Annotated in this window: 12 protein-coding genes; 1 reads left to right on the top strand and 11 read right to left on the bottom strand. The window is 63.9% G+C overall.

From position 1 onward, the window contains the following. Positions 1-378 precede the first annotated feature (378 nt). The 7 genes from HNW77_RS13435 to HNW77_RS13405 form a co-directional block, all read right to left on the bottom strand. Positions 379-2115, bottom strand: a complete 1737-nt coding sequence (locus tag HNW77_RS13435; protein ID WP_172158270.1) for a putative bifunctional diguanylate cyclase/phosphodiesterase — start codon at positions 2113-2115, stop codon at positions 379-381. A gap of 50 nt (positions 2116-2165) precedes the next feature. Then, positions 2166-4388 carry an EAL domain-containing protein gene (locus HNW77_RS13430; RefSeq protein WP_172158268.1) on the bottom strand — a complete coding sequence of 741 codons (2223 nt, stop codon included), beginning with the start codon at positions 4386-4388 and terminating at the stop codon, positions 2166-2168. 303 nt (positions 4389-4691) lie between these two features. Further along, positions 4692-4943 (bottom strand): DUF6587 family protein, encoded by a 252-nt coding sequence (locus tag HNW77_RS13425; protein WP_172158267.1) that lies wholly within the window; start codon positions 4941-4943, stop codon positions 4692-4694. Further along, on the bottom strand, positions 4943-6778 hold the full coding sequence (gene feoB, locus HNW77_RS13420; protein WP_172158265.1) for a ferrous iron transport protein B: 1836 nt from the start codon (positions 6776-6778) through the stop codon (positions 4943-4945). The genes HNW77_RS13425 and feoB overlap by 1 nt, the downstream gene beginning before the upstream one ends. Then, positions 6775-7023 carry a FeoA family protein gene (locus tag HNW77_RS13415; protein ID WP_172158263.1) on the bottom strand — a complete coding sequence of 83 codons (249 nt, stop codon included), beginning with the start codon at positions 7021-7023 and terminating at the stop codon, positions 6775-6777. The genes feoB and HNW77_RS13415 overlap by 4 nt, the downstream gene beginning before the upstream one ends. Before the next feature lie 151 nt (positions 7024-7174). Further along, positions 7175-7453, bottom strand: coding sequence for a DUF6881 domain-containing protein (locus tag HNW77_RS13410; RefSeq protein ID WP_172158262.1), 279 nt, complete (start codon positions 7451-7453; stop codon positions 7175-7177). Between the two features lie 49 nt (positions 7454-7502). Beyond that, complete coding sequence (locus HNW77_RS13405) at positions 7503-8828, bottom strand: cobyrinate a,c-diamide synthase (protein ID WP_241694473.1); 1326 nt, start codon at positions 8826-8828, stop codon at positions 7503-7505. Between the two features lie 70 nt (positions 8829-8898). Between HNW77_RS13405 and HNW77_RS13400 the strand changes: the two genes are divergently transcribed. Then, positions 8899-9990: a cobalt-precorrin-5B (C(1))-methyltransferase gene (locus HNW77_RS13400; RefSeq protein WP_172158273.1), complete on the top strand. Its 1092-nt coding sequence runs from the start codon at positions 8899-8901 to the stop codon at positions 9988-9990. Between the two features lie 100 nt (positions 9991-10090). Here HNW77_RS13400 and HNW77_RS13395 read toward each other — a convergent pair whose 3' ends face one another. The 4 genes from HNW77_RS13395 to cbiE form a co-directional block, all read right to left on the bottom strand. Further along, positions 10091-10330, bottom strand: a complete 240-nt coding sequence (locus tag HNW77_RS13395) for a hypothetical protein (RefSeq protein WP_172158260.1) — start codon at positions 10328-10330, stop codon at positions 10091-10093. Between the two features lie 150 nt (positions 10331-10480). Then, positions 10481-11233: a precorrin-4 C(11)-methyltransferase gene (gene cobM, locus HNW77_RS13390; RefSeq protein WP_172158258.1), complete on the bottom strand. Its 753-nt coding sequence runs from the start codon at positions 11231-11233 to the stop codon at positions 10481-10483. Beyond that, positions 11230-11604, bottom strand: coding sequence for a cobalamin biosynthesis protein (locus HNW77_RS13385; protein ID WP_172158257.1), 375 nt, complete (start codon positions 11602-11604; stop codon positions 11230-11232). The genes cobM and HNW77_RS13385 overlap by 4 nt, the downstream gene beginning before the upstream one ends. Continuing rightward, positions 11601-12839 carry a precorrin-6y C5,15-methyltransferase (decarboxylating) subunit CbiE gene (gene cbiE, locus HNW77_RS13380; RefSeq protein ID WP_172158255.1) on the bottom strand — a complete coding sequence of 413 codons (1239 nt, stop codon included), beginning with the start codon at positions 12837-12839 and terminating at the stop codon, positions 11601-11603. The genes HNW77_RS13385 and cbiE overlap by 4 nt, the downstream gene beginning before the upstream one ends. Positions 12840-12854 lie beyond the last annotated feature (15 nt).

Raw genomic sequence — 12854 nt, 5'->3', positions numbered from 1 at the left:
CCCCTCGGGCGAACCTCCTCAATCAGAGGTTCCCAGATCGCCCATGTCTCGTCCGTAAAGGTGCCTGTTCTGTCTCCTTCTTCCATCCCTACAATATGGGAAGAAATTCAAGATCTAACAGGCCCTAATATGGTCCTGATACATCATAATAAATTTGCATAACAAATATAAAAATATGTTAATTTTATCCAAATTCATACATGTTTTTATAAATTAAGGATTTATTATAAGTGTAAAAATTTGAATGTAGGATAAAAATCGGGTTATTAACGATTTTTATCTTCTTAAAAGAGGGTATGGCCTATTATTAATAGGTAGTCGCCCCTCTTTTTCATTTTTTATATCATAACCGGGACGGGATCTGTGCCCTTATAGGGCTCAGGCCGTCGTCGTCTTCACCGGATTCCAGGCATCGCGCTGGGTGATGCGGATCAGTTCCGTGGCGGAAACCGCGCGTGAGATAAAGAAGCCCTGCACGTAATCCACGCCCAGTGCGCGCACGGTGTCGAATTCTTCCTGCGTTTCCACGCCCTCCACCGTTACGGCCAGGTTATAGCCATGGCCGAGCTTGATGAGGGCGGCAAGCAGGCTGCGGGCTTCCGCGTCGGTGGCGATGTCACGCACGAGGCAGCGGTCAAGCTTGAGCGACTGGAGCGGCAGTTCGCGCAGGGTGGACAGGCGCACCGTGCCGTAGCCGAAATTGTCCATGGCCAGGCCAAACCCGTCCTCCGCAAGCGCACGCAGGCGCAGGCGGCTTTTCTCCGCCCGCCGACCCTGCAGCATCTGCTCGGTCACTTCCAGCATGAAGGTGGACGGCTCGAGGTTGAGTTCACGGATCTCGCTGAACAGGTCGATCTGCTGCTCGAGGTTGAGCAGGTCCAGATGCGACAGGTTGACCGCCAGCCGCAGGCTTGGCAGGCCCGCTTCCTTCCATTTCTGGATATCGTCATGGAAGGACTGCACGAGGTGCGTCTCCATGATCTGGGCCAGAGCCGAGTCGGCAAAGACATCGGTAAAGGCGCCCGCGGAGAGCAGGCCCCGGTCGGGGTGATGCCAGCGCATCAGCGCTTCCGCCTGCTCGATGCGGCCCGTGCGCGCGTTGAGGATGGGCTGGTAGTACACCTCGAACTGCCTGAGTTCCACGCCCTTGCGGGCCTCGGTCAGGATCTTGGCCCGCTCCATCGTGGTCTTGTGCAGGCTGGGCGTGAACATGCGCGCCTGCTTGCCGCCCGACTGCTTGGCGGCATAGACCGCCACGTCGGCGTTTTTCTGCAGGCCCTCAAGCGTGTCCGCCGCCGTGATCGGCGTGGCGCCGATGCTGCCGGATATGCGCACCGTGGCACTTTCCAGCATGATCGGCTCTTCCAGCAGGTTCTGCACCTTGGTCAGGATGGTCTCGAGCGGCATGAGCTTGAGGCTGCGGCATAGGATGATGGCAAACTCATCGCCGCCCAGCCGGCTGATCGCATCATCGGGGCCGATCAACTCGATCAGGCGCTGCGCGATTACCTTGAGCACCTCATCACCCGCATGGTGGCCATGGATGTCATTGACAGGCTTGAACCCGTCAAGGTCGAACATGACCAGCGCCTGCGGCTCGGGGTGCGGGCGCTTGGCGTTCTCGAGTGCCGTGACCAGGCTGGCATTGAAGCCGCCGCGGTTGAGCAGCCCGGTCAGCACATCGGTCGCGGCCTGTTTCTTGAGCCGGACCTTGGTGTTCATCAGTTCGGTAATCTCGAACCGGCTGGCCACGAAACCGGTAATCTCGCCCTGCGCGTTGCGGTGCGGCATGATGGTGGTGGCCACCCAGTAATGGCTGCCATCCTTGGCGCGGTTGCACAGGTTGCCATACCAGGTGCGGCCTGCGAACAGGGTCTGGTACATCTCGCGGAAGAACGCCTTGCCATGCTCGCCCGAGTTCAGGATGCGATGGGTATGGCCCAGCAGTTCCTCGCGGGAATACTGGCTGATCTCGCAGAATTTGTCATTGACGTATGTAATGATGCCCCTGCGGTCGGTTACCGCGACAATAAGGACATTATCCACCACATCCGCCCAGAAGTCAGCATCTTCATGTGTAAGGGCGCGGAGCCTGTTATCATGCGGTGCGGACATTCTGTTACCTCGGATACGGATCGGAAAACCTGAATTGACCTATCGGTAATTTAGGACGATTTCTTCTTGGGCGAAACATTTTTAGCAGCCTGCGCGGCGGGCATCATCTGGCGGATCGTCTTGTGGTGGCGCATCCACTTCTCGAAGTCATCAGGGGCCAGCGGCTTGGCGAACAGGTAGCCCTGCATCACGTCGCAGTTGAGCTTTTCGAGCAGGTCGCGCTGCTGCTCGGTTTCCACGCCCTCGGTCACCACCGTCATGCCCAGCCGCGAGCCGATGCCGATCACCGCCATGGTCACGGCCTGGGCATTGGTGTCGTGCTCGAAATCGTTGATGAAGCTGCGGTCGATCTTGATCTCGGTCAGCGGCAGGCGTGTGAGCCGCGAGAGCGAGGAGTAGCCGGTGCCGAAATCATCCATCGACAGGCCACAGCCGATATTGCGGATCGACTGGAGCACTTCCTCGGTGTCGCGGCTGTTATCCATCATCACGCTCTCGGTAATTTCCACCGTCAGGCGCGCAGGCTTGAGGTTATGGTCCTTGAGCAGGGCCGCGATATGCTCGGGCAGCGCGCGGTTGCGGAAATGCACGGCAGACAGGTTCACGGCCACGGTGGGCACATGAATGCCGTCGCGGTCCCATTTCACGATCTGGCGGCACGCCTCGAGCAGCGACCAGCGGCCGATGGCCTCGATCTGTCCGGTCTCTTCCGCCACGGCAATGAAGCGTGAGGGGAAGATGTTGCCCAGATGCGGATGATGCCAGCGCGACAGGGCCTCGACCCCGCTGAGTTCGAGCGTGTGGGTGCGCACCTGCGGCTGGTAGTGCAGGTTGAGCATGCCCTTGGCCAGCGAATCCCGCAGGGCCGAGCCAAGCACCAGCCGGTCCTGTGCCACCTGGTTCTTTTCAAGGTTGGCGAAGCGGAAGACGCCGCGCCCGTCTTCCTTCGCCTGGCGCAGCGCCACATCGGCGGTGCTGAGCAGGGATTCGCTGTCCGGCCCGTTATCGGGGTAGGTGCTGATGCCGATCGAGCACGAGATGGTCAGCGTGTTCTGGCCAATCTGCATGGGCATGGTCATGGTGGCGAGCAGGTGCTCGGCAAAGGCCGTTGCATCCTTGTGCGGGCAGTTGGGCACCACTACCACGAACTCGTCCCCGCCCGAGCGGCTGAGCACGTAATCCTCCTTGGCGATGGAGCGGATGCGGCCTGCGATCTCGACAAGGAACTGGTCGGCATAGACATGGCCGAGCGCATCGTTGATATCGCGGAAGCGGTCGATATCGAGCATGAAGATGGCGAACTGCCTGTTGCCATCCTGCTTGCTGATCATGCTCTCGATCACCTTGTGCACCGAGGAACGGTTGAGCAGTCCGGTCAGGCTGTCAAAATTGGCAAGGTGGGAGATATGCTCCTGCGTCGCGTTCTGCTCGAAGGCCAGCGCGCAGAAGGGAATGCACGAATCGACAATACGCTGCGGCCAGGTGTTGCGGCCCTGGTCCTCACGCGCATAGAGGGCGAAAATGCCCTTGACCTGCCCCGAGCGCGTGCTGACGGGCGTGCAGAAGCACTGCTGCAGCCCCAGCGAGATGCCGAGCGAGCGGTAGCTGTCCCACACCATGCGGGTGGCGTGCTTGGGGTCGACGCGCAGTTTCTCGAGTTCGGATGACGAGACATACAGGCTCTCGAGCGAGGCACGGTAGCGCTTGGGCAGGGTGGGGCTGGACAGCACGCGCAACTGCCCGTCGGGCGTAATGAGCATGAGCACGGCCACCGTGCCGGGCACGAAGCTTTCCACCCGGCGGCACAGAAGGTCGGCCACGTCCTGGATCATCATGTCGCTGGCGAGTGCCTGCAGCACGTCATTTTGCAGGATCAGGATCTTGCGCTGCTGGCTTTCGTTGGTGACATTCTTCATCACGCCCATGAAGAAAATGCGCCCGTCAGCGGTCACCACCTTGGAGAGCGAAAGCTCGCCGCAGATATATTCCCCATCCGAGCGGGTGAACTCCACCTCGCGCGAGGTGCCGACGATGCGGTTGTGCTCGCTGCCCCGGCTGCGCTCGACAAAGGCGTCATGCCCGCCGCGGTGCAGCGTGGGCACCAGCACGTTCACGTTCCTGCCCAGCACGTCTTTCTTGTCGAGGCCCCACAGGTTCGATGCCGCCTGATTGAAGAAGATGACTTCATTTTTGTCATCAATAATCACGGTTGCGTCTATGGCCTGTTCCAGTGCCGAAATCAGGACTTCAGCGCTCAGGTTGGGCTTTGACATTGAGTTACCTCGCAAAAGGGACAAGGGGCAGTTGCCGCCGGGGCAACTGCGGCAGGGGTATAAGGCGGCCTGAAATGCAGGGTGGGGCGCACCACGGCCCGGAGGGGGCAGCGCGTGGCGACCACAGGAATATCATAGGATGATGATAAGCATATTACATATTATTCAAGATAATCATTATACCACATTGATATGAATTAAGACCGGCTATTAATATTTTCCGTAACGGACGGGTCCATATAGCATTCACGGCGCGGTTGATCCATCACATCCCGCACGCAAAATTGCCATATTTCACGCGTGTCAGGTTTTTGGGCCGCAATCCCCGCCCGCGCAGCCCGAACACCCGCCACATCCACCGCTGGCGCGCGGGCGGGCTTTTGTTTCGGCGCGGCGGATCAGGGCCTGGGGCGCGTGCAGGCTGCGCAGCAGGGCCGCCGTGGCCCGCCAGCCTTTCAGCCCCAGCGGCGGGAACAGCCGCCCCAGCCAGTAGGCGGCGCATGCCGTGACCAGCGTTGCCGCCACCAGCGCCTGTAGCCAGCCCGCAGCGTGCATCAGAACATCCGCGCGATGTGATAGGTGAGGAAGGCCGCCGCATAGGCCAGCGCGAACAGGTAGGCCGCCGTCAGCGCCACCACGCGCCATGAGCCGGTCTCGCGCCGGATGACAGCAAGCGTTGCCACGCATTGCGGGGCATAGACGTACCATGCCAGCAGCGACAGCGCGGTGGCCAGGCTCCAGTGCGTGGGCAGCATGCCGCCAAGCTGGAGCGCTGCCTGGTCGGTATCGGCCCCCGAGCCGAGCGAATAGACCGTGGCCAGCGCGCCCACCGCCACCTCACGCGCGGCGAGGCCGGGAATGAGGGCGACACAGATCTGCCAGTTGAAGCCAAGCGGTGCGAAGACGGGCAGCATGAGGTGCCCGATGCGCCCGGCCAGGCTCCAGTCGATGGCAGGCCCCACGGCGCCCGCAGGCGGCTTGGGAAAGCTGGACAGCCCCCACAGCAGCACCGTCAGCGAGACGATGGTGGTGCCCACGCGCATGAGGAAGATGCGCGCGCGCTCCCACAGCCCCAGCGCCAGGTCGCGCGGGTTGGGCAGGCGGTAGGCGGGCAGTTCCATCAGCAGGGTGGCTTCGCGCCGATCGGGGTTGCGCCAGCGCATGATGCGCGCCACCACCAGTGCTGACACGATGCCCAGCGCGTAAAGCCCGAACAGCACCAGCCCCTGCAGGTTCATGAAGCCCGCCACGTTGCGGTGCGGAATGAACGCCCCGATCAGCAGCGTATAGATCGGCAGCCGCGCCGAGCAGGTCATGAGCGGGGCGACGAGGATGGTCACCAGCCGGTCGCGCGGGTTCTGGATGGTGCGGGTGGCCATGATGCCCGGCACCGCGCAGGCAAAGCTGGACAGCAGCGGAATGAACGAGCGCCCGCTCAGCCCCGCGATGGACATGAGCCGGTCAAGCAGGAAGGCCGCGCGCGGCAGGTAGCCCGATTCCTCAAGGGCCAGGATCCACGCGAACAGGATCAGGATCTGCGGCAGGAAGGTGACCACGCTGCCAGCACCCGCAATCACGCCATCCACGATCAGGCTGCGCAGCACGCCATCGGGCATCAGGCGGCCCACCTGCTCGCCCAGCAGCCCCATGCCCGCGTCGATGCCATCCATGAGCGGCTGCGCCCAGGCAAACACCGCCTGAAACATGAGAAACAGCAGCACGAGCAGGATCACCGGCCCCCAGACCGGGTGCAGCACCCAGCGGTCGAGCCGCTCCTCCATCCGGTCCGACAGCGGGGTGGCGTGGGTCACGCAATCCGCCAGGATCTGGCGCACCATGGCATGCAGGTCGGTGCCCGGCGGCACGGGCAGGGGCACGGGCGGCGGCACGCCATCGAGCCGGGCCAGCAGGTCGCGCGCGCCATTGCGCCTTATGCCCACCGTGGGCACGACGGGCATGCCCAGTTCCGCCTGCAGGCGCGGCAGGTCGATCTCCATGCCGTTGCGCTGGGCTGCGTCGATCATGTTCAGCGCCAGCACCACGGGGCGGCCAAGGCTGCGCATTTCCAGCACGAAGCGCAAGTGCAGGCGCAGGTTGGTGGCATCGGCCACGCAGACCAGCAGGTCAGGCGCCGTCTCGCCACGATAGGTGCCCGCGCAGACATCGCGCGTCACCGCCTCATCGGGGCTGGTGGCGTTGAGGCTGTAGGCGCCGGGCAGGTCGAGCAGCCGCACGCTGCGGCCCGCGGGTGTCGTGAACCAGCCTTCCTTGCGTTCCACGGTAGCGCCGGCGTAATTGGCCACTTTCTGCCGGCTGCCGGTCAGCAGGTTGAACAGGGCGGTCTTGCCGCAGTTCGGGTTGCCGACCAGGGCGATGTTGAGCGGGGTCATGCGGCCGCTTTCGCCACATGCACGCGCACGCGCTGCGCCTCGGTGCGGCGCAGGGCAAAGCGGGTGAAGCCAATGCGCACGGCCAGCGGGTCGCCGCCCAGCGGCGCGGTCGCCACGATGCGCACGGCCTCGCCCGGCACGAAGCCGAGTTCACGCAGGCGCGCGGCCACGGGGTCGGGGCTGCCGTTATCGTCAACGCTGTCGATCACGGCATCGGTTCCGCGTGGCAGGTCATTCAGTCGCATGAGGTAAAGACAATCCGGACGGTAAAAGTAAGTAATAATTATTATTAAATACTGCGGGGAATATTGTCCATCATGTTTGCCCCGATGCCTGCGTTATCGCCGGTGCCGATATGTTCGCAGTGCAGGGGTTGGCGCCTCTGTCCGGCCTGCGTCAGGGCCGACACGCCTGCCATACCGCCTCGAATTCCGCCGCGGTTATTTCGCGGGCTTCGAACTGGGGGTCTTTATTGATTGCTTCAAGCGGGGGAATGGCGATATCGGCAAGGTGGGTATCACCGGTCGAGACTGTCCCTGTCGCCACGCCGCACCGGCCATTTGCATAGAGTTCGATTTTTCTCAGTTCGGTTCTCTCGCCATCAAACTCGCAATAGATGACGTTTGGTTGCTCGGAGCCAAAATCGTGTTTCCATAAACACTTGAGATAAAACAATTTAAATTCTCCAGGCGTGATAAAAGCTTCACCACACACCGTCCCGCGTTCAGGCTGCCTTTCCAAGCGTGGACAGCACGTGGAAGAACGTGCCCGAAACATGCCCCCGCCGTGCCCCGCCGGTGCCCCGGTCCACGCCGTAGCCATCGGTCATGTCAGCCAGCGGCGCGTCCGGCCCGGGATCGGTGACGGTGGCATAGTGGAATTCATGCCCGCGCAGCACGGTGCCCGCAGGGCCTATGGCACAGCCCTCGCGCAAGGTGGCGCTGCGGTAGCCGAGGTTCATGCGGCGTCTGGCAAAGGAGGTGGCATGGCCAAGCAGGCCGGTCATGCGGTGGGTCTCGCCCGCCTTGTCGGTCAGGCTCTCGCCCAGCACCATGAAGCCCCCGCATTCCCCATGCACGGGCCGGGTGCGGGCGAAACGGGCCAGCGTGGTGCGAAAATTCCCGCACGCGGCAAGGCGGCCCGCATGCAGTTCGGGGTAGCCGCCGGGCAGCCAGCAGGCATCGCAGTCTTTGCCCGGTCCTTCATCGGCAAGGGGTGAGAACGGATGCAACTCCGCCCCGGCCTGCCGCCAGCCCGCGATGACATGGGCATACAGGAACGAGAACGCCGCATCATCCGCCACCGCAATGCGCTGCCCCGGCGGTGGCAGGGCATGGTTGCCACCCGCAGGTGCGGGCAGGCGTGGCGGCGCGGCGCAGGCCAGTATGGCGTCAAGGTCAAGGTCACGTTCGGCCTGCGTGGCCAGCCGTTCGGCCAGTGCGTCAAGCCCGCCATGCTCGCGAGCCTGCACCAGCCCCAGATGGCGCTCGGGCAGTTCAAGCTGCGTATCGCGCCCGAACGCACCGAGCACCGGCAGGCCAATGGCTTGCATGGCCTGCGTGGCCATGGCGGCATGGCGGGGGGAGCCGACGCGGTTGAGGATCACGCCCGCGATGTTCACCGCCGGGTCCAGCGTGGCAAAGCCCAGCGCTGTGGCGGCGGCGGACTGGCCCTGGCCTGAAATGTCAAGCACCAGCAGCACCGGCAGGGCGTAGCGGGCCGCAATATCCGCCGGGGCGCCGCGTGCGCCCGCGGGCTTCATCAACCCGTCAAACAGGCCCATCGAGGCCTCGGTCACAAGCACCTCGCAGCCTGCCAGTGCCTGCGCCATTACGCCATCAAGCAGGCCAGCGGGCATGGCCCAGCTATCAAGGTTGAGGCTGGTGCGGCCGGTCAGGGCCTCATGGAAGGCGGGGTCGATATAATCCGGCCCGGTCTTGGCCCCGCGCACGGCCACGCCCCTGCGGCGCAGGGCGGCCAGCAGGGCGAGTGTGAGCGTGGTCTTGCCCCCGCCCGAGCGGGGGGCGGCGATCATCAGCCCTCGTGTCATCATGTGGGTTCCTGCTAAAGCGTGGCGAGCGATGCCACCCTTACCCCTGTTGGACGAGAAGGTCATCCCGATGGAGCACCCCCATACCCCCCTGCGCCGGGGGTGGACGACCGGCAGTTGCGCCACCGCTGCCGCAAAGGCCGCGTGGCAAGCCTTGTGCGGGCAGGGCTTTCCCGATCCGGTCACCATCACGCTGCCCGGCGGCCAGGATGTCGCCTTTGCGCTGGCTGCCCATGGCCATGGGCCGGATGGCGCGTGGGCGGAGGTGGTGAAGGATGCGGGCGATGACCCGGACGTGACCCACGGCGCGCATGTGCGCGTGGAGGTGCGCCGCGCGCCTGCGGGGAGCGGCGTGGTGTTTCGTGCGGGGCCCGGCGTGGGCACCGTGACCCTGCCTGGCCTGCCCATACCGCCCGGCGAGCCTGCCATAAACCCCGTGCCCCGGCGCATGATCCGCAAGGCCCTGACCGGCGCTGACGGGCATGAACCCGATGTGGAAGTGACCATCTCGATTGCAGGCGGGGCGGACATGGCGCGGCACACGCTCAATGGCCGGCTGGGCATTGTGGGCGGCCTGTCCGTCCTTGGCACGACGGGCATCGTGGTGCCGTTTTCCTGTGCGGCATGGATCGACAGCATCCACCGGGGCGTGGACGTGGCCCGTGCGCTGGGCCTGCCGCATGTGGCGGGCTGCACCGGCGATGTGTCCGAACGCGCCACCCGCGCACTGTACGCCCTGCCGGAGGAAGCCATGCTGGAAATGGGCGATTTTGCCGGTGGCCTGCTCAAATACCTGCGCCGCCACCCGGTGCCGCGCGTGACGATTGGCGGCGGCGTGGCCAAGATGACCAAGCTGGCGCAGGGGTTCTTGGACCTGCATTCGCGCCGGGGGCAGGCGGATATGGGCCGGTTGGCCGCCCTTGCGCGGGGCATCGGGGCACCGGATGCCTTGGTGGACGCCATTGCGCAGGCCCATTCCGTGGCAGCCGCCTTCGCGCTGGCTGCCGAAGCGGGCTACCCCCTTGGTCCGGTAGTGGCACGCGGCGCGTGGCAGGTGGCGTGTGATGTGCTGGCGGGTGCGCCGTGTGTTCTGGATGTGCTGCTGTTCGACCGCGCGGGCACGCTGGTGGCCGGGCATGGCCCGTATCCAGTTGCGGGTTGAAGAGTATGGAAGTTTCTGGGTGCCGTTTTTTAAAGCTTTTTGAAAAAAGCTTCACCAAAAACTCTTATTTTTTTAAATACTGTTGTTTGGGGGAGGGTTTTTATCCAAAAAAATAAGCCATTTTAGAGACTATTTCATCATCGTCCCGGCTTATGTCCTGATTAACATGCGAAAGGACGTCATACATGATTCCTTTTACTGGCGGGCGACCAACTGGATCCTTGCGATGCAGGGTAAGATCAATCAGCCGAGTGCGGCGCTCGGGGTCTGAAATATATTTTTCAATCATGTAAATGAGTAGTTTTTTAACTTCTTCATTTGACATATCACGCTGCATCATAAAATTCTTTATTTAATAATAGATAATGTTTAAAACATTATATTAATAAAAGTTTTTGGTAAAGCTTTTTTCAAAAAGCTTTGAGAAAGACCGCTTTATCTAAAAGCGGCCCACGGAATTTTATTCTTTCTCAAACATGCCCCGCACGGCTCAGGAGCGGAAGCGGCGGTGGTAATCGGCGTTGTAAAGCGCACTTTCACGGAAGTCATGCGTGCCCAGCGCCCGGCCTACCAGCACCAGCGCCGTGCGCTCGATCGGGTTTTCCGCCAGTTTTGCACCAATATCGCCCAGCGTGCCGCGCAGTACGAGCTGGTCGGGCCATGTCGCGCGGGCCACGATGGCCACGGGGCAGTCCGCGCCATAAAACGGGGTGAGATCAGCCACGATCTGGTCCAGCACATGAATGGCCAGATGGATGGCCAGTGTTGCGCCCGTAGCCCCAAAGGCGGCCAGCTTCTCACGCTCCGGCATGGCCGAGGCCCGGCCGCTCACGCGCGTCAGCACCACGCTCTGGGCCACTTCCGGCACGGTCAGTTCACGCCCCAGCACCGAGGCGGCGGCGGCAAAGGCGGGCACGCCGGGGGTCATGGTCCATGGAATGCTGTTGCGGTCGAGCCTGCGGACCTGCTCGGCCACGGCGCTGTACACCGAAAGATCGCCCGAATGCAGGCGCGCCACATCCTGCCCCGCTGCATGGGCGCGGATATATTCCTGCTCGATCAGGTCGAGCGTAAGCGGTGCGGTATCAACCAGCCGCGCATCGGGCGGGCAGTGTTCGAGCATCTCGGTCGGCACGATGGAGCCTGCGTACAGGCATACCGGGCATTTTGCCAGCAGGTCGCGCCCGCGCAGGGTCAGCAGGTCGGCGGCACCGGGGCCTGCGCCAATGAAGTGTACGGTCATGCATCCTCTCCCTGTGCCATGGCACATGTTGCCTTGCCGCCCGTCAGGCGCGGCACGATCAGCCTTGCGTGCGGTCCTGCCGCCGCCAGCGCGCAGCCTTCCGCCACCGAGGCCACGCCAAGGGCTGCCTGCGCACGGGCGGACCGGGTGACGCAGCGCGGCTGGGCGGCCAGCAGTTCATTGGGCGTGATGGCCAGCAAGCGCAGTCCCAGATGGGCGGCTGCCGCCTGCACGCCCGCCTCGCGGTAGCGGAAGGCGGGCACGGCCACAAGGTCCGCCTGCCTGTCGCAGCGTGCCTGTGCCGCCAGCACGAGGGCAATGATGGCCTGCGCATCACACCCGCTACGCAGGCCCAGCCCGGCCACGATCATGCCGGTTTGCCCACGGCGTAGCAGGTTACGGTCATGCCGGGGCGAAAGCCGTGAAAGCGCCCGATCGGCTCCAGCCGCTCCACATGCAGCCGGGTCAGCGTGCCGCCCCGGCGGGCATGGGCGGCAATGACCGCGGCCTCGCTTTCCAGCGTTACGGCATTGGCCACCAGCCGGCCGCCCGGGCGCAGGGCTTCCCATGCCGCCTCGAGCATGCCGGGGTTGCTGATGCCGCCGCCGATGAAGATGGCATCAGGCGCATCCAGTCCCTCGGCCCGCATGCGTGGCAGGATGGCGGGGGCCTCGCCCGCCATCACGCGCAGGCCCGGCACGCCAAGGGCGAGCGCATTGTGGGCAATCCGCGCGCCACGTGCGGGTGATTTTTCAATGGCGATGGCGCGGTTGGCGGGGTGGCGCAGCATCCATTCAATGCTGATCGAGCCTGAGCCGCCGCCAATATCCCACAGCATCTCGCCCCGCCGTGGCGCAAGGGCCGAGAGCGTGACCGCCCGGATCTCGCGCTTGGTGATCTGCCCGTCATGGTCGAACAGGTCATCTGGCAGCCCGCAGGCCAGCGGAATGATTTGTGCATTCCGGTCGGCCACCACTTCCAGCGCCATCAGGTTCAGCCGGGGCGGCTGCGGCCCTTCACCCCGCGCGGTCTCGGCCACGGTGGCGGTGTGGTGGCTCTGCCTTGGTCCGCCCAGCGCGCCCAGCACATGCAGCGCGGAGGCCCCGAAACCGCGCCCGTCCAGCCAGCGGGCAAAGGCATGGGGCGTGTGTTCATCCGCCGAGAGCACCACAAGCCTGCCACCGGGCTGAAGGGCGGGGGCCACGGCCTCCATCGGGCGGCCACATAGCGAGAGCACGTTCACATCCTGCTCCGCCCAGCCCAGCAGGTTGCACGCCAGCACCACGCATGATGGCGCGGGCAGGCTCATCATCTCGGGCAGGGGCACATGGCGGCGCAATGTGGTGCCTATGCCGAACAGGAACGGATCGCCCGAGGCCAGCACGCATACGCGCCTGCCGCGCCAGCGCAGCATGTCGGCAATGCCATCGGCCAGTGGGTGCGGCCAGGCCAGCGTCTCGCCTGCGATCAGGGGGCGTGCCAGGGCAAGGTGGCGCGTGCCGCCTGCCACCAGTTCCGCGCCTGCGATCAGGGCACGGGTGGCATGGGGCAGGCCCTCGACACCATCCTCCCCAATGCCGATAACATGCAGCCACGGCGTGGTCATGGCGTGGCCTCGCAA

This window comes from Komagataeibacter melomenusus, from assembly GCF_013155395.1.
GTDB classification, from domain to species: domain Bacteria; phylum Pseudomonadota; class Alphaproteobacteria; order Acetobacterales; family Acetobacteraceae; genus Komagataeibacter; species Komagataeibacter melomenusus.
Note: the sequence above shows the minus strand (reverse complement) of the source record. Positions and strands in the feature narration are given on the sequence as shown.